The 22,991-nt window shown below is 41.8% G+C and carries 24 protein-coding genes and 1 tRNA gene; 22 read left to right on the forward strand and 3 right to left on the reverse strand.

What is annotated here, in order from left to right:
• The 8 genes from rsgA (at nucleotide 1) to pflA (ending at nucleotide 7,529) form a co-directional block, all read left to right on the forward strand.
• On the forward strand, nucleotides 1-879 hold the full coding sequence (rsgA, locus tag QM843_RS04070) for a ribosome small subunit-dependent GTPase A (protein ID WP_033681234.1): 879 nt from the start codon (nucleotides 1-3) through the stop codon (nucleotides 877-879).
• A 10-nt stretch (nucleotides 880-889) separates the two neighbouring features.
• Nucleotides 890-1,546: a ribulose-phosphate 3-epimerase gene (rpe, locus tag QM843_RS04075; RefSeq protein WP_414304551.1), complete on the forward strand. Its 657-nt coding sequence runs from the start codon at nucleotides 890-892 to the stop codon at nucleotides 1,544-1,546.
• Nucleotides 1,509-2,171, forward strand: a complete 663-nt coding sequence (locus tag QM843_RS04080) for a thiamine diphosphokinase (protein WP_414304552.1) — start codon at nucleotides 1,509-1,511, stop codon at nucleotides 2,169-2,171. The genes rpe and QM843_RS04080 overlap by 38 nt, the downstream gene beginning before the upstream one ends.
• A gap of 1 nt (nucleotide 2,172) precedes the next feature.
• Nucleotides 2,173-3,429 (forward strand): DNA recombination protein RmuC, encoded by a 1,257-nt coding sequence (locus QM843_RS04085; protein ID WP_049546674.1) that lies wholly within the window; start codon nucleotides 2,173-2,175, stop codon nucleotides 3,427-3,429.
• Nucleotides 3,419-4,360, forward strand: a complete 942-nt coding sequence (locus tag QM843_RS04090; RefSeq protein ID WP_020903082.1) for a 3'-5' exoribonuclease YhaM family protein — start codon at nucleotides 3,419-3,421, stop codon at nucleotides 4,358-4,360. The genes QM843_RS04085 and QM843_RS04090 overlap by 11 nt, the downstream gene beginning before the upstream one ends.
• Before the next feature lie 104 nt (nucleotides 4,361-4,464).
• Nucleotides 4,465-5,292, forward strand: coding sequence for a pur operon repressor (gene purR / locus QM843_RS04095; RefSeq protein ID WP_004238844.1), 828 nt, complete (start codon nucleotides 4,465-4,467; stop codon nucleotides 5,290-5,292).
• Nucleotides 5,293-5,358: 66 nt separating this feature from the next.
• Nucleotides 5,359-6,609, forward strand: a complete 1,251-nt coding sequence (locus tag QM843_RS04100) for a diaminopimelate decarboxylase (protein ID WP_414304553.1) — start codon at nucleotides 5,359-5,361, stop codon at nucleotides 6,607-6,609.
• A gap of 125 nt (nucleotides 6,610-6,734) precedes the next feature.
• Nucleotides 6,735-7,529 (forward strand): pyruvate formate-lyase-activating protein, encoded by a 795-nt coding sequence (gene pflA, locus QM843_RS04105; protein ID WP_020901989.1) that lies wholly within the window; start codon nucleotides 6,735-6,737, stop codon nucleotides 7,527-7,529.
• Between the two features lie 225 nt (nucleotides 7,530-7,754).
• Here pflA and yidC read toward each other — a convergent pair whose 3' ends face one another.
• Both yidC and QM843_RS04115 read right to left on the reverse strand, forming a co-directional pair.
• Entirely contained in the window at nucleotides 7,755-8,681 is a 927-nt protein-coding gene (gene yidC / locus QM843_RS04110; RefSeq protein ID WP_020901995.1) for a membrane protein insertase YidC, read from the reverse strand.
• Nucleotides 8,682-8,758: 77 nt separating this feature from the next.
• Nucleotides 8,759-9,037: an acylphosphatase gene (locus tag QM843_RS04115; protein WP_033681252.1), complete on the reverse strand. Its 279-nt coding sequence runs from the start codon at nucleotides 9,035-9,037 to the stop codon at nucleotides 8,759-8,761.
• Between the two features lie 33 nt (nucleotides 9,038-9,070).
• On the opposite strand from QM843_RS04115, the gene QM843_RS04120 reads away from it, so the two are divergent.
• From QM843_RS04120 to QM843_RS04170, 11 genes are all read left to right on the forward strand, one after another.
• Nucleotides 9,071-9,811 carry a TrmH family RNA methyltransferase gene (locus QM843_RS04120; protein ID WP_125416616.1) on the forward strand — a complete coding sequence of 247 codons (741 nt, stop codon included), beginning with the start codon at nucleotides 9,071-9,073 and terminating at the stop codon, nucleotides 9,809-9,811.
• A gap of 54 nt (nucleotides 9,812-9,865) precedes the next feature.
• Nucleotides 9,866-10,549, forward strand: coding sequence for a Bax inhibitor-1/YccA family protein (locus QM843_RS04125; protein WP_084861995.1), 684 nt, complete (start codon nucleotides 9,866-9,868; stop codon nucleotides 10,547-10,549).
• 109 nt (nucleotides 10,550-10,658) lie between these two features.
• The gene (asnA, locus tag QM843_RS04130; protein ID WP_033681255.1) at nucleotides 10,659-11,651 is read left to right on the forward strand and encodes an aspartate--ammonia ligase; all 993 of its coding nucleotides are present in this window, start codon (nucleotides 10,659-10,661) and stop codon (nucleotides 11,649-11,651) included.
• Nucleotides 11,652-11,715: 64 nt separating this feature from the next.
• Nucleotides 11,716-12,255: a 16S rRNA (guanine(966)-N(2))-methyltransferase RsmD gene (gene rsmD / locus QM843_RS04135; protein ID WP_247933550.1), complete on the forward strand. Its 540-nt coding sequence runs from the start codon at nucleotides 11,716-11,718 to the stop codon at nucleotides 12,253-12,255.
• Nucleotides 12,245-12,733 (forward strand): pantetheine-phosphate adenylyltransferase, encoded by a 489-nt coding sequence (gene coaD, locus QM843_RS04140; RefSeq protein WP_414304554.1) that lies wholly within the window; start codon nucleotides 12,245-12,247, stop codon nucleotides 12,731-12,733. Before rsmD ends, coaD begins: the two co-directional genes overlap by 11 nt.
• Nucleotides 12,717-13,754, forward strand: a complete 1,038-nt coding sequence (locus QM843_RS04145; RefSeq protein ID WP_000727281.1) for a SepM family pheromone-processing serine protease — start codon at nucleotides 12,717-12,719, stop codon at nucleotides 13,752-13,754. Before coaD ends, QM843_RS04145 begins: the two co-directional genes overlap by 17 nt.
• Nucleotides 13,755-13,810: 56 nt before the next feature.
• On the forward strand, nucleotides 13,811-14,041 hold the full coding sequence (locus tag QM843_RS04150; RefSeq protein ID WP_004255861.1) for a DUF1146 family protein: 231 nt from the start codon (nucleotides 13,811-13,813) through the stop codon (nucleotides 14,039-14,041).
• 23 nt (nucleotides 14,042-14,064) lie between these two features.
• On the forward strand, nucleotides 14,065-15,348 hold the full coding sequence (murA, locus tag QM843_RS04155) for a UDP-N-acetylglucosamine 1-carboxyvinyltransferase (protein WP_371483680.1): 1,284 nt from the start codon (nucleotides 14,065-14,067) through the stop codon (nucleotides 15,346-15,348).
• Nucleotides 15,341-15,529 carry a DNA-directed RNA polymerase subunit beta gene (locus QM843_RS04160; RefSeq protein WP_031237692.1) on the forward strand — a complete coding sequence of 63 codons (189 nt, stop codon included), beginning with the start codon at nucleotides 15,341-15,343 and terminating at the stop codon, nucleotides 15,527-15,529. The genes murA and QM843_RS04160 overlap by 8 nt, the downstream gene beginning before the upstream one ends.
• A 38-nt stretch (nucleotides 15,530-15,567) precedes the next feature.
• A complete protein-coding gene (gene endA / locus QM843_RS04165) occupies nucleotides 15,568-16,392 on the forward strand; it encodes a DNA-entry nuclease EndA (RefSeq protein ID WP_020902004.1) in 825 nt (274 codons plus the stop codon).
• Between the two features lie 268 nt (nucleotides 16,393-16,660).
• On the forward strand, nucleotides 16,661-17,992 hold the full coding sequence (locus QM843_RS04170; protein WP_414304555.1) for a hemolysin family protein: 1,332 nt from the start codon (nucleotides 16,661-16,663) through the stop codon (nucleotides 17,990-17,992).
• Nucleotides 17,993-18,289: 297 nt separating this feature from the next.
• Here QM843_RS04170 and QM843_RS04175 read toward each other — a convergent pair.
• Nucleotides 18,290-18,360 (reverse strand) — tRNA-Cys (locus tag QM843_RS04175).
• Between the two features lie 157 nt (nucleotides 18,361-18,517).
• On the opposite strand from QM843_RS04175, the gene QM843_RS04180 reads away from it, so the two are divergent.
• The 3 genes from QM843_RS04180 to oppC all read left to right on the forward strand — a co-directional run bounded on the left by QM843_RS04180 (nucleotide 18,518) and on the right by oppC (nucleotide 22,986).
• On the forward strand, nucleotides 18,518-20,497 hold the full coding sequence (locus QM843_RS04180; RefSeq protein WP_020902007.1) for a peptide ABC transporter substrate-binding protein: 1,980 nt from the start codon (nucleotides 18,518-18,520) through the stop codon (nucleotides 20,495-20,497).
• Nucleotides 20,498-20,563: 66 nt separating this feature from the next.
• Complete coding sequence (locus tag QM843_RS04185) at nucleotides 20,564-22,060, forward strand: ABC transporter permease (RefSeq protein ID WP_020902008.1); 1,497 nt, start codon at nucleotides 20,564-20,566, stop codon at nucleotides 22,058-22,060.
• On the forward strand, nucleotides 22,060-22,986 hold the full coding sequence (gene oppC / locus QM843_RS04190; RefSeq protein WP_004255894.1) for an oligopeptide ABC transporter permease OppC: 927 nt from the start codon (nucleotides 22,060-22,062) through the stop codon (nucleotides 22,984-22,986). Before QM843_RS04185 ends, oppC begins: the two co-directional genes overlap by 1 nt.
• Nucleotides 22,987-22,991 lie beyond the last annotated feature (5 nt).

Raw genomic sequence — 22,991 nt, forward strand, 5'->3', positions numbered from 1 at the left:
ATGCAGGGACAAATCATTAAAGCCTTGGCAGGCTTCTACTATGTAGAGAGTGAGGACAAGGTTTATCAGACACGGGCGCGAGGAAATTTCCGGAAAAAAGGTCATACACCCTATGTTGGGGACTGGGTAGATTTCTCTGCCGAGGAAAATTCAGAAGGCTATATTCTCAGGATTCATGAACGCAAAAACAGCCTAGTCCGTCCTCCTATTGTCAATATTGACCAAGCTGTAGTCATTATGTCCGTAAAAGAGCCTGATTTTAACAGCAATTTATTGGATCGTTTCTTGGTTCTTTTGGAGCACAAGGACATCCATCCCATCGTTTATATTTCTAAAATGGATTTGTTGGAAGATAGAGAAGAACTGGATTTTTATGAACAGACTTATGGTGATATCGGCTATGACTTTGTGACCAGTAAAGAAGAACTCTTGCCTTTGTTAACAGGCAAGGTTACAGTCTTTATGGGGCAGACGGGTGTTGGGAAATCAACTCTTCTCAATAAAATCGCACCAGACCTCAATCTTGAAACAGGAGAAATTTCAGACAGTCTGGGTCGCGGGCGCCACACTACTCGAGCAGTTAGTTTTTATAATCTCAATGGAGGTAAAATCGCAGACACACCAGGTTTTTCATCATTGGATTATGAAGTATCAACGGCGGAAGACCTCAATCAGGCCTTCCCAGAGATTGCTACTGTTAGCCGAGATTGTAAGTTCCGTACTTGTACCCATACCCATGAGCCGTCTTGCGCTATAAAACTAGCAGTAGGAGAAGGCATCATTGCTACCTTCCGTTTTGACAACTACCTACAATTCCTCAGTGAGATTGAAAATCGCAGAGAAACCTATAAAAAAGTCAGCAAAAAAATTCCAAAATAAGGAGAAACCTATGTCTCAATACAAGATTGCTCCGTCAATTCTGGCAGCAGATTATGCCAACTTTGAACGTGAAATCAAACGTCTAGAAGCAACTGGTGCAGAATATGCCCATATCGATATCATGGATGGGCACTTTGTGCCACAAATCAGTTTTGGTGCAGGTGTGGTCGAAGCTCTTCGCCCTCATAGTAAGATGGTTTTCGATTGCCACTTGATGGTGTCAAACCCTGAGCATCATTTAGAAGATTTTGCGCGTGCAGGTGCAGATATCATCAGCATCCATGTGGAAGCAACGCCTCATATTCATGGCGCCCTCCAAAAAATTCGCTCACTCGGTGTTAAGCCTTCAGTTGTTATCAATCCTGGCACACCAGTTGAAGCCATCAAGCACGTGCTTCACCTAGTTGACCAAGTCTTAGTCATGACAGTTAACCCAGGCTTTGGTGGGCAAGCCTTTCTACCAGAGACCATGGATAAGGTCCGTGAGTTGGTTGCCCTTCGTGAGGAAAAAGGTTTGAACTTTGAGATTGAAGTGGATGGTGGGATTGATGACCAAACTATTGCTCTGGCCAAAGAAGCTGGTGCGACTGTTTTTGTAGCAGGTTCCTATGTCTTTAAGGGAGAAGTCAATGAGCGAGTACAAACTCTCAGAAAACAACTGGACTAGGGTTGCTGTTTTTGCAGGAGGAGACCGCGGTCACTACCGAACAGACTTTGATTGCTTTGTCGGTGTGGATCGAGGCTCGCTCTGGGTCTTGGAGGAAAACCTACCTCTTGCTCTAGCGGTTGGAGATTTTGATTCTGTCACTGCAGAAGAGCGTCAGTTGATTCAAAAACGTGCCCAGCATTTTGTTCAAGCCCGACCAGAAAAAGATGATACCGATTTGGAACTGGCTCTCTTGACTATCTTTGAACAAGATCCTCAGGCTCAAGTCACTATTTTCGGTGCTTTGGGTGGTCGTATTGACCATATGCTGGCTAACGTCTTTCTACCTAGCAATCCCCAATTAGCACCCTATATGCGCCAGATAGCGATTGAGGATGGGCAAAACTTGATTGCCTATTGTCCAGAAGGGACCAGTCAGCTAGAACCCCGCTCGGACTATGACTATCTAGCCTTTATGCCGGTTCGGGATAGCCAGCTGACTATTCTCGGTGCTAAGTATGAGTTGACAGAGGAAAATTTTTTCTTTAAAAAAGTGTACGCTTCTAACGAATATATAGATAGGGAAGTTTCAGTGACTTGCCCAGATGGCTATGTAGTCGTGTTGCATAGCAAGGACAGGAGGTAGGATGGAAAGTTTACTTGTTCTATTATTGATTGCCAACCTAGCTGGACTCTTTCTGATTTGGCAAAGGCAGGATAAGCAGGAAAAACATCTCAGCAAGAGCTTGGAGGATCAGGCAGATCACTTGTCAGACCAGTTAGATTATCGTTTTGAACAAGCCAGACAAGCCAGTCAGTTGGATCAAAAAGACTTGGAAGTAGCTGTCAGCGACCGTTTGCAAGAAGTTCGAATCGAGTTGCACCAAGGCTTAACTCAGGTCCGTCAAGAAATGACAGATAATCTCCTCCAAACCAGAGATAAGACCGACCAACGTCTCCAAGCCTTGCAGGAATCAAATGAGCAACGTTTGGAGCAAATGCGCCAAACGGTCGAGGAAAAACTAGAAAAGACCTTGCAGACACGCTTGCAGGCTTCCTTTGAGACAGTTTCCAAACAACTAGAGTCGGTCAATCGTGGTCTTGGAGAAATGCAGACAGTTGCCCGTGATGTCGGAGCTCTTAACAAGGTTCTCTCTGGAACCAAGACGCGAGGGATTCTGGGAGAATTGCAATTGGGGCAAATTATTGAGGACATCATGACCCCTGCCCAGTATGAACGAGAATACGCAACGGTTGAAAACTCTAGTGAACGAGTGGAGTATGCCATCAAGTTGCCCGGACAAGGCGACCAGGAATACGTCTACCTACCAATTGACTCTAAGTTTCCACTGGCAGATTATTACCGCTTAGAAGAAGCCTATGAAGCGGGTGACAAGGACGAGATCGAACGCTGTCGTAAGTCGCTCCTAGCCAGCGTCAAACGCTTTGCCAAAGATATCAAGAGCAAGTACATAGCACCGCCTCGGACTACCAATTTTGGAGTTTTGTTTGTTCCGACAGAAGGTCTCTACTCAGAAATCGTCCGCAATCCGGTCTTCTTTGATGACTTGAGACGGGAAGAGCAGATTATTGTCGCAGGTCCAAGTACCCTATCAGCTCTTCTCAATTCCCTATCAGTTGGTTTCAAAACCCTTAATATCCAAAAGAGTGCTGACCATATTAGTAAGACTCTTGCTAGTGTTAAGACCGAGTTTGGCAAGTTTGGTGGCATTCTGGTCAAGGCACAAAAACACCTCCAACATGCCTCTGGCAATATTGATGAACTATTAAACCGTCGTACCACAGCTATCGAGCGGACGCTCCGTCACATTGAGTTGTCAGAAGGTGAGCCTGCGCTTGATCTACTCCATTTCCAAGAAGATGAGGAAGAATATGAAGATTAGTCACATGAAAAAAGATGAGCTATTTGAAGGCTTTTACCTAATCAAGTCAGCTGACCTGAGGCAAACTCGAGCTGGGAAAAATTACCTAGCTTTTACCTTTCAAGATGATAGTGGCGAGATTGAAGGGAAACTCTGGGATGCCCAACCTCATAACGTTGAGGCCTTTACCGCAGGTAAGGTTGTCCACATGAAAGGACGCCGAGAAGTTTATAACAATACCCCTCAAGTCAATCAAATTACCCTCCGCCTGCCTCAGCCTGGTGAACCCAATGATCCAGCTGATTTCAAGGTCAAGTCGCCAGTTGATGTCAAGGAAATCCGTGACTATATGTCGCAAATGATTTTTAAAATTGAAAATCCTGTCTGGCAACGGATTGTCCGAAATCTCTACACCAAGTATGATAAGGAATTTTACTCCTATCCAGCAGCCAAGACCAACCACCATGCCTTTGAAACGGGTTTGGCTTTCCACACTGCAACCATGGTGCGTTTGGCAGATGCTATTAGCGAAGTTTATCCTCAGCTCAATAAGAGCCTGCTCTATGCGGGGATTATGCTGCATGACTTGGCTAAGGTCATTGAGTTGACGGGACCAGACCAGACCGAGTATACAGTGCGAGGCAATCTCCTTGGGCATATTGCTTTGATTGATAGCGAAATTACTAAAACAGTTATGGAACTCGGTATCGATGATACCAAGGAAGAAGTCGTTCTGCTTCGTCACGTCATCCTTAGTCACCACGGCTTGCTTGAGTATGGAAGTCCAGTCCGTCCACGCATTATGGAAGCAGAGATTATCCATATGATTGACAATCTGGATGCAAGCATGATGATGATGTCAACTGCTCTTGCTTTGGTGGATAAAGGAGAGATGACCAATAAAATCTTCGCAATGGACAATCGTTCCTTCTATAAACCAGATTTAGATTAATAATTTAAGAAAAATGAGCATTTTTAGGATAAGAATGTTCGTTTTTTTATGTGAATATGGTATAATAGATAAAATATCAAAATTAAATGAAGTGGGAAATAGAAATGAAATTAAGAAGAAGTGATCGGATGGTTGTCATTTCCAACTATTTGATTAATAATCCTTATAAACTAACTAGTCTCAATACTTTTGCTGAAAAGTATGAATCTGCTAAATCATCCATCTCAGAGGATATCGTGATTATCAAACGCGCCTTTGAGGAAATTGAAATCGGTCATATCCAGACAGTAACTGGTGCTGGTGGTGGTGTCATTTTCACACCATCAATCTCAAGCCATGATGCCAAGGAAATGGTTGAGGACTTGCGTGCCAAGTTGTCAGAAAGTGACCGTATCTTGCCAGGTGGTTACATCTACCTGTCTGATTTGCTTAGCACACCAGCCATCTTGAAAAATATTGGTCGTATTATTGCCAAAAGTTTTATGGACCAAAAGATTGATGCGGTTATGACCGTAGCGACTAAGGGTGTTCCACTTGCAAATGCAGTTGCCAATGTCCTTAATGTTCCTTTTGTTATTGTGCGCCGTGACCTGAAAATTACTGAAGGTTCAACTGTCAGCGTCAACTATGTATCAGGTTCAAGTGGTGACCGTATCGAGAAAATGTTCCTTTCAAAACGTAGTCTCAAGGCAGGCAGCCGTGTCTTGATTGTGGATGACTTCTTGAAAGGCGGCGGAACTGTCAATGGGATGATTAGTCTCTTGCGCGAGTTCGATTCAGAACTGGCAGGTGTAGCGGTATTTGCGGACAATGCTCAAGAAGAACGTGAAAAGCAGTTTGACTACAAGTCACTCTTGAAGGTAACCAATATTGATGTTAAGAACCAAGCCATCGATGTTGAGGTTGGAAATATCTTTGACGAAGATAAATAAGAGATAGAACTAAAGGTTGGAACGATTGTCCCAGCCTTTCTTTGCAAATAGAATAGAAGGAAGCTTATGAAAACACCATTTATCAATAAAGAAGACTTAGAAGCGATTGTTGCCGAGTTCCCGACTCCCTTTCATTTGTATGATGAGAAGGGGATTCGTGAGAAGGCAAGAGCAGTCAACCAAGCCTTTTCGTGGAACAAGGGCTTTAAGGAATATTTTGCAGTTAAGGCTACTCCAACCCCAGCTATTTTGAAAATCCTTCAAGAGGAAGGCTGTGGCGTGGATTGCTCTAGTTATGTAGAGCTTTTGATGAGTCATAAACTGAATTTCCCTGGTTCTGAGATCATGTTCTCTTCAAACAATACGCCAGACAAGGAATACGCCTATGCACGTGAATTGGGTGCGACCATTAACTTGGATGCCTTTGAAGATATTGAACATCTAGAGCGTGCAGCAGGCATTCCAGAAATTATCTCTTGTCGTTACAATCCTGGAGGCGTTTTTGAACTGGGAACAGATATTATGGACAATCCTGGAGAAGCCAAGTTTGGTATGACCAAGGACCAGCTCTTTGAAGCTTTTGCCATCTTGAAGGAAAAAGGAGCCAAGACTTTTGGGATTCACTCCTTCCTAGCGTCCAATACCGTGACCCATCTCTATTATCCAGAGTTGGCGCGTCAGCTTTTTGAATTGGCTGTTGAAATCAAGGAAAAGTTGGGTATTTCGCTAGACTTTATCAATCTTTCTGGCGGTATTGGTGTTAACTATCGTCCAGACCAGGAGCCGAACGATATCGCCTTGATTGGTGAGGGAGTTCGTAAGGTGTATGAAGAGGTCCTTACGCCAGCAGGTCTTGGTCAGGTCAAGATTTTCACTGAATTGGGTCGTTTTATGTTGGCACCTCATGGGGCTCTAGTCACAAGAGTCACTCATAAGAAGGAAACCTACCGTACCTATCTAGGTGTGGATGCATCAGCAGTCAACCTCATGCGTCCAGCCATGTACGGCGCCTACCACCATATTACCAATATGACTCATCCAGAAGGACCAGCTGAAGTAGTAGATGTGGTTGGTTCACTCTGTGAAAACAATGATAAATTTGCAGTGAATCGCGAACTGCCTCATACAGAAATCGGTGATTTGCTGGTAATTCATGATACAGGTGCCCACGGATTTTCAATGGGATACCAGTACAACGCCAAACTTCGTTCTGCGGAAATCCTCTATACCGAAGAAGGTAAAGCCCGTCAAATCCGCCGTGCGGAGCGCCCTGAGGACTATTTTGCAACCTTATATGGCTTTGATTTTGAAGAATAAAATGATAAGTAATTGAAAATGAAATTGAAAAACAGATTGCTTTCTAAAAAATAGGCAAAAATCTTGTTTTTCCTTCAAGTCGTGATATAATAAAACTATAAAACGTTTTCAAGGAAGGTAACGATATGTCTGAAGAAACAATTGATTATGGACAAGTGACAGGAATGGTGCATTCGACAGAAAGTTTTGGGGCGGTAGATGGCCCTGGTATTCGCTTTATTGTCTTTTTGCAGGGCTGTCACATGCGTTGCCAGTATTGCCACAACCCAGACACTTGGGCTATGGAGTCCAATAAATCACGTGAACGGACGGTAGATGATGTTTTGACAGAGGCCTTGCGCTACCGCGGTTTCTGGGGGAATAAGGGTGGGATTACAGTCAGTGGAGGAGAAGCCCTCTTGCAGATTGATTTCTTGATTGCCCTTTTTACCAAGGCCAAAGAACACGGAATCCACTGTACCTTGGATACCTGTGCCCTTCCTTTCCGTAATAAACCACGTTACCTTGAGAAGTTTGACAAACTCATGGCTGTCACTGACTTGGTCCTCTTGGATATCAAGGAAATCAACGAAGAACAGCACAAAATTGTCACTAGCCAAACAAATAAAAATATCTTGGCTTGTGCCCAGTATCTATCAGATATTGGAAAGCCTGTCTGGATTCGCCACGTGCTAGTTCCAGGTTTGACAGATAGAGATGATGACTTGATTGAACTTGGTAAGTTCGTCAAGACTCTCAAAAATGTTGATAAGTTTGAAATCCTGCCTTATCACACCATGGGTGAGTTCAAATGGCGTGAATTGGGAATTCCATATTCCCTCGAAGGAGTCAAACCACCAACAGCAGACCGCGTTAAGAACGCTAAAAAACTCATGGATACCGAAAGTTACCAAGACTATATGAAACGTGTACATGGATAAAAAAGAAGCCTGATGGAAACATCGGGCTTTTGATACTCAATGAAAATCAAAGAGCGAACTAGGAAGCTAGCCGCAGGCTGCTCAAAACATGGTTTTGAGGTTGTGGATAGAACTGACGAAGTCAGTAACATATATACGGCAAGGCGAAGCTGACGTGGTTTGAAGAGATTTTCGAAGAGTATGACTTGCAAAAAGACTTAGCAAACCAGCTAAGCCTTTTTCTTCTTATCTCGAACGTTGTTTTCCAGCGTTGCGATTTTTGTGTTTTTTCTTGCTTGTGATAGCAGTTGGTTGTCCAGGGGTAACGTCTTTTCGTCCACTTGGTGTAGAGAAAGTACTTGCTTTTGGTGGGTTCTTTGCCAGTTCTTCACGGACTTTTTTGCGAAGTTTTGGACGAACGATATAGTTGACGATAAACTGTTGGAGAATCATCATGAAACCACCGACAACCCAGTAAAGTGTGACACTGGCTGGTGAAATGAGGGAGAAGACAACAATCGTGATTGGGCTCACGTAAGCCATTTTCTTGATTTGTTCTCTTTGCGTTTCGTCTTCTACTCCGTGAAGTGAAAGGAGCGATTGAAGATAGTAAAGGACACCTGCGCAGGCAACCAAAATCATACTTGGAGAACCTAGAGGAATGCCTAGGTAGCTTGCTTGAGCAACCCCTTCAGTATGTTGGGCAGCAAAGTAGATAGCTGAGAAGAAAGGCATTTGAAGGAGGATAGGGAAACATCCTACACCACCAAACATGCTGATGCCGTGTTCTTTTTGAGCGGCAAAGAGAGCTTGTTGGGCTTCGAGTTTTTCTTCTTGAGTAGTCGCTTCCTTGAGACGTGTTTGGTGTGGCTCAAGGACGTGCTTGAGGGCGTTCATCTTTTCAGAGTGAAGCGTTGCCTTCCATGATTGGTAGATACCAAGTGGCAAGATAATCAAGCGCACGATAATGGTTACGATGATGATAGCGACACCAAAGCCTAGACCTTGATCAGTAGCGAAGTACTTGATAGCTTCAGCCATAGGCGCTCCGATAGTATTCCAAATAAATCCTATTGGCTTTCCTGTGGCTTTATCGACTCTAACACAGCCAGTCAAGACTAGCAACATAGCCACTCCCATAGCTGAGAGTGCAAAACGTTTAATAGATTTCACTGTTTTTATTCCTTCTTTAAAAATTATACCTTTCTATTCTACTGTTTTTTTACAAAATATACAATAGTTCTAGAGACCTAATTTGCGATTTTAAAGTCAGGGTAAGGAGGAAAGTTACTTAGTTTGACATCTAAGTAGCTGACTTTTGAAAAAGGTGTGGGTCCTTTTCGGATTTCTTGGATAAATTTTGCCATGATAGTAGATGAGTCTGCTTGGGCTAAAATTTCCACTGTGCCGTCGTCATTATTCCAGACTCGACCTGTGATGCCACCAATTTCAAGTGCCAAGCTGTAAACACCCCAACGAAAGCCGACTCCCTGCACCCTACCTTGGGCGATCATTCTAACCTTTTGCATACCAAACCCCTTTGATTGTGTTATAATATTTCTATGACTATTATAACCTCAAAAGCCAATTCTGTGGTAAAAAATGCCAAGAAATTACACCAAAAAAAATACCGTAAGTCTACTTATTTGATTGAAGGTTGGCACTTGTTTGAAGAAACTGTTCAAGCTGGAGTGACGATTGAGAAAATTTTTGCCCTAGAAAGTTATAGAGATCAGTTATCTGCTTTTCCGCAAATTGTCTGGGTGTCAGAGGAGATTTTGCGGGATTTGGCAGATACGCAAACACCTCAAGGCATTGTCGCAGTTATTCAAAAAGAAGAAGTGGGACCGCCTGATTTTAGTCAGGGTAAGTTTCTATTTTTAGAAGATGTCCAAGATCCTGGTAATGTAGGTACCATGATTCGGACTGCGGACGCGGCAGGTTTGACAGGGGTCATTGTTTCAGACAAGTCAGCGGATATTTACAGTCTCAAGACTCTGCGTTCCATGCAAGGAAGCCATTTTCATTTGCCCATCTATCGTATGCCTGTTGCTACCTTTATAGAAGAGGCAAAGAAGAGCAATTTGCCCATTCTGGCAACGACCTTATCGAGAGATTCCAAGGATTATCGTGAGCTTTCTCCCCTAGAAAATTTTGCTTTAGTCATGGGAAATGAAGGGCAAGGGATTAGTCCTATCATGGCTGAAAGTGCCAATCAGCTGGTTCATATTGGTATGAAAGGTAGGGCGGAGAGTCTCAATGTGGCAGTTGCCGCAGGCATTTTGATGTTTTATTTCAGCTAATTTAAAAAAACTTTGTTATAATCAAGATATAGTTATAGAAAAAGGAGAATCAGAATGAATCAAACAATTATTCAAGAACGTTCAGGTCTCAATCAATTTTACGCTAAGGTTTATGCCTTTGTAGGGATTGGAATTGGACTATCAGCTCTGGTGTCAGCTTTGATGTTGACAGTCTTTCAGGCTCAATTGACTTACTTTTTAATGCATGGCCGTCTCTGGTTGATGGTTGCAACTTTTGCAGAACTTGCTCTGGTATTTGTTGCAAGTAGCATGGCTGCAAAAAATAGCCCAGCAGCTCTGCCAGTATTTCTAGTATACTCCCTACTGAATGGCTTCACCCTTAGCTTTGTCGTAGCCTTCTATACACCGGGAACAGTTTTGTCAGCCTTTGTATCCAGCGCTCTTCTCTTCTTTGTCATGGCGGCAATCGGGATTTTCACCAAGAAGGATTTGAGTGGAATGGGACGAGCTTTGATGGCGGCGCTTGTTGGTCTCATCATTGCCATGGTTGTGAATCTATTTTTAGCCAATAGCTTCTTTGACTACATGATTAGTATTGCCATGGTCTTGGTTTTCTCTGGTTTGATTGCTTGGGATAATCAAAAGATTCGCTATGTTTATGAGCAGTCACGAGGACAAGTAGCGACAGGTTGGATCATCTCAATGGCACTCAGTATCTATCTTGATTTTATCAATCTTTTCCTCAGTATTCTACGTATCTTTGGTCGCAATGACTAAAGGTCCATGAAATCAGTGTTCGAAGGAGCACTGATTTTTTTAAATTTTCTCTTTTCTTTTCTTGGAAATAGGTGTATAATGCTTTTAATTAATTTTTGAGGAGTAGCCTATGAAGAAAAGTTTTATCCATCAACAAGAAGAAATTTCCTTTGTCAAAAACACTTTTACCCAGTATTTGAAAGATAAGCTAGAAGTTGTCGAAGTTCAAGGTCCTATCTTGAGCAAGGTCGGTGACGGGATGCAGGATAACCTGTCTGGTGTGGAAAATCCAGTATCTGTCAAGGTTTTGCAGATTCCTGATGAAACCTATGAAGTGGTGCATTCACTTGCCAAATGGAAACGCCATACTTTGGCTCGTTTTGGTTTCGGTGAGGGTGAAGGTCTCTTCGTCCACATGAAGGCCCTTCGTCCAGACGAAGATTCGTTGGATGCGACCCACTCTGTTTATGTTGACCAGTGGGACTGGGAAAAAGTCATTCCAAATGGTAAACGTAACATCGCTTATCTAAAAGAAACAGTTGAAAAGATTTACAAGGCTATTCGATTGACTGAGCTAGCAGTAGAAGCTCGCTATGACATCGAGTCTGTCTTGCCAAAACAAATCACTTTCATCCATACAGAAGAGTTGGTAGAACGCTACCCAGACTTGACACCGAAAGAACGTGAAAATGCTATCTGTAAAGAATTTGGTGCTGTCTTCTTGATTGGTATCGGTGGTGAATTACCAGACGGTAAACCGCACGATGGACGTGCACCAGACTATGATGACTGGACAAGCGAATCTGAAAATGGCTACAAGGGTCTAAATGGTGATATTCTTGTCTGGAATGAATCTCTAGGTGGAGCCTTTGAGTTGTCTTCTATGGGAATCCGTGTAGATGAAGAAACGCTTCGCCGTCAGGTTGCCATCACAGGTGATGAAGACCGCTTGGAATTGGAATGGCACAAGGCTTTGTTGAATGGCCTATTCCCATTGACAATCGGTGGAGGAATTGGACAATCTCGGATGGCCATGTTCCTACTTCGCAAGAAACATATTGGGGAAGTGCAAACAAGTGTTTGGCCTCAAGAAGTCCGCGATACTTACGAAAATATTTTGTAGAGAATCGAACCGCAAGGTTCGGTTTTCTTTCTCTTTTTGCCCATAATTTGGTATAATAAACGGTATGAAAATCGTATCAGGAATCTATGGGGGACGTCCCCTCAAGACACTAGAAGGCAAGACGACAAGACCTACTTCGGATAAGGTTAGGGGCGCCATTTTTAACATGATTGGTCCCTACTTTGAAGGGGGACGAGTCTTGGACCTTTATGCAGGTAGTGGTGGTTTATCTATCGAGGCAGTCTCACGTGGCATGTCCAGTGCTGTTTTGGTGGAGCGAGACCGTAAGGCTCAGGCTATCGTGGCTGAAAATATTCAGATGACCAAGGAAGTTGGAAAATTTCAACTACTCAAGATGGATGCAGAAAGGGCATTGGAACAGGTATCTGGGAAATTTAATCTCATTTTCTTAGACCCTCCTTATGCCAAGGAACAAATCGTAGCAGATATTGAAAAAATGGCTGAGAGAGACCTTTTTTCTGAAGATGTCATGGTCGTGTGTGAGACGGATAAGGCCGTTGAACTTCCAGAAGAAATTGCCTGCCTGGGTATCTGGAAGGAAAAGATTTATGGAATTAGTAAGGTAACAGTTTATGTCAGATAAGATTGGCTTATTCACAGGCTCGTTTGATCCGATGACAAATGGGCATCTGGATATCATTGAACGGACGAGCAGACTTTTTGATAAGCTCTATGTCGGAATTTTTTTCAATCCCCACAAACAGGGATTTCTCCCTCTTGAAAATCGTAAACGGGGGTTAGAAAAGGCTGTGAAACATTTGGAAAATGTTGAAGTTGTGTCTTCTCATGATGAATTGGTGGTTGATGTTGCAAAAAGACTGGGGGCTACCTTTCTGGTACGAGGCTTGAGAAATGCAACGGATTTGCAATATGAAGCCAGTTTCGATTACTACAATCATCAGCTGTCTCCTGATATAGAAACCATTTATTTACATAGCCGACCTGAACATCTCTATATCAGTTCATCAGGTGTTAGAGAGCTTTTGAAGTTTGGTCAGGATATTACCTGCTATGTTCCTGAGAGTATTTTGGAGGAAATAAAAAATGAAAAAAAAGATTAGATGGCCCTTATATGTCATTGCGGCCTTAATTGTGACTTTCTTGGCATTTGTAGTGCCCTTGCCCTACTATATAGAAGTTCCAGGTGGTTCGGAAGATATTCGCCAAGTCCTTAAAGTCAATGACACAGAAGATAAGGAAGCTGGTGCCTATCAATTCGTTACGGTTGGTGTCCAACATGCCACTTTAGCTCATATGATTTATGCATGGTTGACGCCTTTTACAGATATTCGTAGTGCCCAAGAGACTACAGGTGGCTCTTCCGATGTTGAATTTATGCGGATCAATCAATTCTACATGCAAACATCGCAAAACATGGCCAAGTATCAAGGGCTAAAAACAGCTGGTAAAGATATCGAACTCAAATATCTTGGGGTTTATGTTTTGACTGTGACGGATAATTCGACCTTTAAAGGGATTCTTAACATCTCTGATACGGTCACAGCAGTCAATGATCAGACCTTTGATAGTTCCAAAGATTTGATTGATTATGTCAATTCTCAAAAACTAGGGGACTCCGTCAAGGTCACCTATGAAGAGGATGGGCAAACCAAGTCTGCAGAAGGTAAGATTATCACCTTGGAAAATGGCAAAAATGGAATTGGAATCGGTTTGATTGACCGTACGGAAGTGACCAGTGATGTCCCAATTCGCTTTTCAACAGCTGGTATCGGTGGTCCAAGTGCAGGTCTCATGTTTAGTCTGGCCATCTATACTCAAATAGCTGACCCTGGTCTTCGTAATGGTCGTATCGTTGCCGGTACAGGTACCATTGATCGCGATGGGAATGTGGGGGACATTGGAGGTATTGATAAGAAAGTTGTTGCTTCGGCTAGAGAAGGTGCTGCTATTTTCTTTGCCCCGGATAACCCTGTTAGCGAAGAAGAACAAAAAGCGCATCCTGATGCTAAAAACAACTACCAAACAGCCCTAGAAGCAGCCAAAACAATCAAGACTGATATGAAAATCGTGCCAGTTAAAACCCTACAAGATGCAATTGATTACTTGAAAAACAATCCCTAGTTTTAAGTTAAGTTTCCAAACTAGCGCACAAACAGAGAAGATGGTATAATAGTCAAATGGTTCAATTATTATTCACTCTAAGCAGTCACATGCTCTTTATTTACGTGAGTTTTTACCTTTTAAAGGATCTTGTTCGATGGGAAAAGGTTTTAAAAGTGACAGCTGAGAATACAGGAAAAGTTCGTTTACTAGTAGCCTTTTTTAGCATTGTAATGGGCTACATCATGAGTTCTTTCTTTATCAGCCTATATCAGTTGTGGCAAGAAGCGTTTAGAGGATTATTATAAAATCAAGAGTAAAGGAAATAAGTATGGAAAAAATTGTGGTTCAAGGTGGCGATAATCGTCTGGTAGGAAGTGTTACGATCGAAGGAGCAAAGAATGCAGTCTTACCCTTGTTGGCAGCGACAATTCTAGCAAGTGAAGGAAAGACTGTTTTGCAGAACGTTCCTATCTTGTCAGATGTTTTCACTATGAATCAGGTGGTTCGTGGTTTAAATGCCAAGGTGGATTTTAATGAAGAAGATCATCTTGTTGAGGTGGACGCGACTGGCGATATCACTGAGGAAGCTCCTTACAAATATGTCAGCAAGATGCGTGCATCTATCGTTGTCTTGGGACCAATTCTTGCCCGTGTAGGTCATGCTAAGGTATCCATGCCAGGTGGTTGTACGATTGGTAGCCGTCCTATTGATCTTCATTTGAAAGGTCTGGAAGCCATGGGGGCTAAGATTAGCCAGACAGCTGGTTACATCGAAGCCAAGGCTGATCGCTTACATGGAGCTCATATCTACATGGACTTCCCAAGTGTTGGTGCTACTCAGAACTTGATGATGGCAGCGACGCTGGCTGATGGGGTTACAGTGATTGAAAATGCTGCGCGTGAGCCTGAGATTGTAGACCTAGCCATTCTCCTCAATGAAATGGGAGCTAAGGTTAAGGGTGCTGGTACAGAGACCATTACCATTACCGGTGTTGAGAAACTTCATGGTACGACTCACAATGTAGTCCAAGACCGTATCGAAGCAGGAACCTTTATGGTAGCTGCTGCCATGACTGGTGGTGATGTCTTGATTCGAGACGCTGTCTGGGAGCATAACCGTCCCTTGATTGCCAAATTGCTTGAAATGGGAGTGGAAGTGACAGAGGAGACTGAAGGAATTCGAGTTCGCTCTCAACTAGAAAATTTAAAAGCTGTTCATGTGAAAACCTTGCCACACCCAGGTTTTCCAACAGATATGCAGGCTCAATTTACAGCCTTGATGACCGTCGCAAAAGGGGAATCAACTATGGTGGAGACAGTTTTCGAAAATCGTTTCCAACATCTAGAAGAAATGCGTCGCATGGGCTTGCACTCTGAGATTATCCGTGATACAGCTCGTATTGTTGGTGGTCAACCTTTGCAGGGGGCGGAAGTTCTTTCAACTGACCTTCGTGCCAGTGCTGCCTTAATTTTGACAGGTTTGGTAGCACAAGGAGAAACTGTAGTTGGTAAATTGGTTCACTTGGATAGAGGTTACTACCGTTTCCATGAGAAGTTGGCGCAGCTAGGTGCTAAGATTCAGCGGATTGAGGCAAGTGATGAAGATGAATAAGAAATCAAGCTACGTAATCAAGCGTTTACTTCTAGTCATTTTGGTACTGTTTTTAGGAGTTCTAGCCCTAGGAATTGGCTTAATGGTAGGTTATGGAATCTTGGGCAAGGGTCAAGATCCATGGGCTATCCTGTCTCCAGCAAAATGGCAGGAATTGATTCATAAATTTACAGGAAATTAGGCTGGAGAACCAGTCTTTTTCTAGAGATAAGGAGAAAAATGGATAAAAAAACAAGACAGACACTGATCGGACTGCTAGTGTTATTGCTTTTGTCTGCAGGGAGCTATTATATCAAGCAGATGCAGTCGACATCTAATAGTCCCAAAACCAAGGTTAGTCAGAAAAAACAAGCTTCTGAAGCTCCTAGTCAAGAATTGGCAGAAAGTGTCTTAACAGACGCAGTCAAAAGCCAAATAAAAGGGAGTATTGAGTGGAATGGCTCAGGTGCTTTTATCATCAATGGTAATAAAACAAACCTAGATGCCAAGGTTTCAAGTAAGCCCTACGCTGATAATAAAACAAAGACAGTGGGCAAGGAAACAGTGCCAACTGTAGCAAATGCCCTCTTGTCTAAGGCTACTCGCCAGTACAAAAATCGTGAAGAAACTGGGAATGGTTCGACTTCATGGACTCCTCCAGGCTGGCATCAGGTTAAGAATCTAAAGGGTACTTATACCCATGCAGTCGATAGAGGTCACTTGTTAGGCTATGCCTTAATCGGTGGCTTGGATGGTTTTGATGCCTCAACAAGCAATCCTAAAAACATTGCTGTTCAGACAGCCTGGGCAAATCAGGCACAGGCCGAGGATTCGACTGGTCAAAACTACTATGAAAGCATGGTGCGCAAAGCCTTGGACCAAAACAAGCGCGTCCGTTACCGTGTAACTCTTTACTACGCTTCGAATGATGATTTAGTTCCTTCAGCTTCACAGATTGAAGCCAAGTCTTCAGACGGAGAATTGGAATTCAATGTTCTAGTTCCCAATGTTCAAAAAGGACTTCAACTGGATTACCGAACTGGAGAAGTAACGGTAACTCAGTAAAATACAAAATAAACTCCTATGTCACTTTTGGATATAGGAGTTCTTTCTTACTAGTTTAAGAAGGGCTACAATAGACACTGATACTCAATGAAAATCAAAGTGCAAACTAGGAAGCTAGCCGCAGGTTGCTCAAAGCACAGCTTTGAGGTTGCAGATGAAGCTGACGTGGTTTGAAGAGATTTTCGAAGAGTATTGAGAAAAAATAATATGTACTGGACTATATTTTGTGATATAATAAAGGATAAGATACTATTTTAGGAGAAGAACTATGGAAGACCCAAGTAGTCAGAATTTGTTGCTACAATTTGTTTTATTGTTTATCTTGACGGTGTTAAATGCCTTTTTCTCAGCCACAGAAATGGCTATGGTTTCACTTAACCGTGCGCGTGTTGAACAAAAGGCAGAAGAAGGAGATAGACGCTATATTCGTCTGCTGGAGGTACTAGAAAATCCTAACCACTTTTTATCAACCATTCAAGTAGGGATTACCCTGATTACGATCTTATCAGGGGCGAGTTTGGCAGAAACTCTGGGACGAGAAATTGCATCTTGGCTTGGAAATGGTGAAACATCTTATGCCGTTGCAAGTTTTCTGTCTTTAGCATTTTTGACTTATATTTCCATCGTTTTTGGGGAATTGTATCCTAAGAGAATCGCTCTTAATCTAAAGGATGCCTTGGCGATTCGTACAGCGCCAGTTATCATTGGGCTTGGGAAACTAGTTAGTCCCTTTGTTTGGCTCTTGTCTGCATCTACCAATCTCTTGAGTCGCTTGACTCCTATGACCTTTGACGATGCTGATGAAAAAATGACCCGTGATGAAATTGAGTACATGTTGACCAATAGTGAAGAAACACTAGATGCTGACGAAATTGAAATGTTACAAGGGATTTTTTCACTGGACGAATTAATGGCCAGAGAAGTTATGGTTCCTCGAACAGATGCCTTTATGGTGGATATTCAGGATGATAGTCAAACCATTATCCAAAGTATTTTAAAACAAAATTATTCTCGTATCCCTGTCTATGATGGGGATAAGGACAATGTAATTGGAATCATTCACACCAAGAGTCTCCTTAAGGCGGGCTTTGTGGACGGTTTTGACAATATTGTTTGGAAGAGAATCTTACAAGATCCACTTTTTGTTCCTGAAACTATTTTTGTGGATGACTTGCTAAAAGAATTGCGAAATACTCAAAGACAAATGGCAATCTTGCTAGATGAATACGGTGGGATGGCTGGTTTGGTGACCCTGGAAGACCTCTTAGAGGAAATCGTTGGGGAAATCGATGACGAAACAGATAAGGCTGAAATCGAAGTTCATCAAATCGGAGAAGATACTTATATTGTTCAAGGTACCATGAATCTCAATGATTTCAATGATTACTTTGATGTTGAACTGGAAAGTGATGACGTTGATACCATCGCTGGTTATTATTTGACAGGAGTTGGGACCATTCCAACGACTGAGAAACTCAGCTATGAATTAATCAGCCAAAACAAACAGCTTATCCTAACCAATGATAAAGTGAAAAATGGACGTGTTACCAAGGTAAAAGTCCAAATCACAGAATTCGAAATTGAAGAAGAAACAGAATAAACTAGAGGCTTTTGTCACCATGTGTGACGAAGCTTTTTCAGTTGATTTCATACTCTTCGAAAATCTCTTCAAACCGCGTCAACGTCGCCTTGCCGTACGCAAGTACAGCCTGCGGCTAGTTTCCTAGTTTGCTCTTTGATTTTCATTGAGTATCAAAAGATTGTCTCCTAAAAAGAAGTCTGCCCCCAATCCGCCCCAAAGGTTTTTTAAAGTCATGCTTATTTATCCGCAGAAAATCAAAAAAGCCCTTCAACGGGGCTTTCTATTTAAATGAAACCTGATAAATCAAGTTATAGAAGGCGGTAGACGGATTTGAACCGACGATCAAGCTTTTGCAGAGCCGTGCCTTACCACTTGGCTATACCGCCTTAACGTTTATTATTATACCTTGAAAATGATTTTCAGTCAATAGCTTTTTCAGATTTTTTGTCTCAATAAGCCTAAATATTCTGAAAATTCGTTTACTTTTCTTGAAATCTATGATATAATTGATGATAACCTATACTTTATAAGAGGAGTAAAGAAATGAAAAAAAGTAGAGTCTTTGTTGCAGCAGGAGTTGCTTTATTAGCAACAGGTGTATTAGTAGCTTGTGGGAATTCAAAATCATCTGATTCGACAGCTCCAAAAACCTATGGTTATGTCTATTCAGCTGACCCAGAAACATTAGATTATATTATTTCTGGAAAAGAGAGTACGAAAGTGGCTACTTCAAACGGGATCGATGGCCTCTTCACAAATGACAAATACGGGAATTTGACTCCTGCGGTTGCAGAAGACTGGTCTGTATCAAAAGATGGATTGACATATACCTACAAAATTCGTAAAGGTGTCAAATGGATGACATCCGATGGTGAAGAATATGCCGAAGTGACTGCTAAAGACTTCGTGAATGGATTGAAACATGCGGCAGATAAGAAATCAGAAGCTCTATATCTAGCTGAAACTTCTGTTAAAGGTTTATCTGATTATTTGGCTGGGAATTCAAAAGATTTCTCTACAGTAGGTGTTAAAGCGGTTGATGACTATACTCTTGAGTATACTTTGAACCAACCAGAACCTTACTGGAACTCTAAGATGGTTTATTCAATTTTCTGGCCATTAAACGAAGAATTTGAAAAATCAAAAGGCTCTGATTTTGCTAAAGCGACAGATCCTACATCATTGCTATATAATGGACCTTTCTTGCTTAAAGGTTTGACTGCTAAATCTTCTATCGAATTTGCTAAGAACGAGCAGTACTGGGATAAAGAGAATGTTCATTTAGATACAGCAACACTTGCATATTTTGATGGTTCGGACCAAGAATCACTTGAGCGTAACTTTACAAGTGGAGCTTATAGTTTTGCTCGTCTTTACCCAACAAGTTCAAACTTCTCAAAGGTAGAGGAGTCATACAAGGATAATATTTTCTACACTCCGTCAGGAGCTGGTATTGGAGGTTTAGGTGTAAATATCGATCGACAAAATTACAAATATACATCTAAAACGACAGATGAAGAGAAAACATCTACTAAGAAAGCTCTTCTTAACAAAGACTTCCGCCAAGCCTTGAACTTTGCCTTTGACCGTACAGGTTATTCTGCTCAAGTTAACGGTAAAGAAGGTGCTCCTCTCGCAGTTCGTAATTTATTTGTGAAACCAGACTTTGTGACTGCAGGCGAAAAAACTTTCGGTGACTTGGTTGCTGAAAAAGTTAAGACTTATGGAGATGAGTGGAAAGATGTAAACTTTGCTGATGGTCAAGACGGTCTCTTTAACGCTGACAAAGCTAAAGCAGAATTTGCTAAAGCTAAAACTGCTCTGGAAGCAGAAGGTGTGAAATTCCCTATCCACTTGGATGTTCCAGTAGACCAAACCTCTAAAAACTTTGTCGCACGGATTCAGTCGTTCAAACAATCAGTTGAAAAAGTTTTAGGCGAAGAAAATGTTGTCATCGATATTCAACAAATTTCTAAAGATGAATTCTTTAATGCGACTTATTATGCTGCTAATGCGGCAGCTGAGGATTGGGATCTTTCAGGTGCGGTTGGATGGAATCCTGACTATGAAGATCCATCAACTTACCTTGATATCCTTAAATCAACTAATAGTGAGCAAACGAAAACTTATATGGGGTATGATGACCCATCAAATGCAGCTGCAGCTAAAGTTGGTGTGAAAGATTACGATAAATTGCTTGATGAAGCTGGAAAAGAAACAAGTGATCTTAACAAACGTTATGAAAAATATGCTGCTGCTCAAGCTTGGTTGACAGACAGTTCACTCTTCTTACCAGCTATGTCTTCTAGTGGTGCTGCACCATTCATTTCTCGTGTTGTACCATTCTCAGCTTCTTATAGCCAATCTGGAGACAAAGGTTCAAATCTCTACTTCAAATATATTCAGTTACAAGACAAAGTTGTAACAAAGGCTGATTATGAACAAGCTCGTGAGAAATGGATTAAAGAGAAAAAAGAATCAAACGAAAAAGTTCAAAAAGAATTGACTAAACACGTTAAATAAATAACTCTCAAGGGAACTTTCTCTCCATGAGGAGAAGGTTCTTTTGGGATTTAAAAAGGAAACGATATGAAGAAATATATTTTTATGCGTGTCTTGCGGTCATTGGTTTCTATCTTCTTAGTAACAACCTTGACTTACACGATTATCTATACAATGGTTCCTCGAAAATTGATTTTCAAACAGGATACCAACTATAATAAGATTGCGACAACTGCTGATAAACGTGATAACTATGAGAATACTGTTTATGAGCGTATGGGCTATATCGAGTACTACGATACCAAAGAGTTGCAAGAAAAAGCTAGCCAGATGGATGCTTCTGTAACAGTTGAAGCCAATGATACCAACAAGGCTATCTATGAAAAATACATCAAACAAATCGGTCATGGTTGGACCCTGGGAGAATTTACTGAAAGTGGCCAATTCTACGCTACACGTGAAATTCCAATTTTTGAACGTGTGTTTAAATTCTATGCAAACTTGCTTGATATCGACCACACAAACAAGATTCAGGACCCAGAAAATCCAAATTTGGAGCGTTATTTGCGTTTTGAAAATGATCCCGCTATCGGCTGGTCTCTGGTAGGTTCAGGGACTAAACACAAGTACCTCTTGTACTTCAATAGTCAGTTCCCATTTGTTCACCAAAACTTTGTGAACTTGAATTTGGGTGATTCATATCCAACTTATGCTAATACTCCTGTGCTTCAAGTTATCACACAAGGACAAGGTCAAACTAAGACATCAGAAGTGCAATTCCCAACTGGTAAGAAAACATCTTCAGTTAATATCTACTCAAGAACCTACAAATCGCCTAGTCAGGCTGATTCTCGTGAAGTAGCTAACTATGGGAAAGATGACCCATATACTGCAACTGAAAGCAACTACCAATATCCTTCTATGATTGCTAGCTCTGCAGTCGTTGGATTGATTGGTTTGGTGATTTCTTATGCGATTGCCGTGCCACTTGGTTCAGCTATGGCTCGCTTCAAGAATACTTGGATTGATAGCTTCTCAACAGGGTTTTTGACCTTCTTGATGGCCCTTCCAACCATTGCCTTGGTTTACATTGTTCGTTTGATTGGATCATCAATTGGTCTTCCAGATTCATTCCCTATCTTGGGTGCTGGAGATTGGCGTTCGTATGTTTTACCAGCAGTTATCCTTGGTTTATTGGGTGCTCCTGGTACAGCTATTTGGATTCGTCGTTACATGATTGACTTGCAATCACAGGACTTTGTTCGTTTTGCTCGTGCAAAAGGTTTGTCTGAAAAAGAAATTTCAAACAAACACATCTTTAAAAATGCCATGGTTCCGCTGGTTTCAGGAATTCCTGGTGCTGTTATCGGGGTTATCGGTGGTGCAACCCTTACTGAAACAGTCTTCGCTTTCCCAGGTATGGGTAAAATGTTGATTGACTCTGTAAAAGCATCTAATAACTCTATGGTCGTAGGTCTTGTCTTCATCTTTACATGTATTTCTATCTTCTCACTTCTTTTGGGAGATATTTGGATGACTATTATTGACCCACGTATTAAATTGACTGAGAAAGGAGGCAAATAATGTCTACAATCGATAAAGAAAAATTTCAGTTCGTAAAACGTGACGATTTTGCCTCTGAAGCCATTGATGCGCCAGCCTATTCATACTGGGGCTCAGTGTTTAGACAATTTATGAAGAAGAAATCAACTGTAGTCATGTTGGGAATCTTGGTAGCTATCATTTTGATGAGTTTCATCTACCCAATGTTTTCTAAGTTTGATTTCAATGATGTCAGCAAAGTAAACGACTTTAGTGCTCGTTATATCAAGCCAAATGCTGAGCATTGGTTCGGTACAGACAGTAACGGTAAATCTCTCTTTGACGGTGTCTGGTTCGGAGCTCGTAACTCTATCCTCATTTCTGTGATTGCGACAGTGATTAACTTGGTTATCGGTGTTTTTGTCGGTGGTATTTGGGGAATTTCAAAATCAGTTGACCGTGTGATGATGGAAGTTTATAATGTCATCTCAAACATCCCATCTCTTTTGATTGTCATTGTCTTGACTTACTCAATCGGAGCTGGATTCTGGAATCTGATTTTTGCTATGAGTGTGACTACTTGGATTGGTATTGCTTACTCAATTCGTATTCAGATCATGCGTTATCGTGACTTGGAGTATAACCTTGCTTCACGTACACTTGGAACACCAACCTTTAAGATTGTTGTAAAAAACATTATGCCACAATTGGTATCTGTTATCGTTACGACGACATCTCAAATGCTTCCAGCCTTTATCTCATACGAAGCTTTCCTTTCATTCTTTGGACTTGGATTGCCGATTACAGTTCCAAGTTTAGGTCGTTTGATTTCAGATTACTCTCAGAACGTAACGACAAATGCATACCTCTTCTGGATTCCATTGACAACTCTTGTCTTGGTATCCTTATCCCTTTTCGTAGTTGGTCAAAACTTAGCGGATGCTAGTGATCCACGTACACATAGATAGGAGTA

Source organism: Streptococcus mitis (assembly GCF_047463435.1).
GTDB lineage: Bacteria > Bacillota > Bacilli > Lactobacillales > Streptococcaceae > Streptococcus > Streptococcus mitis_DS.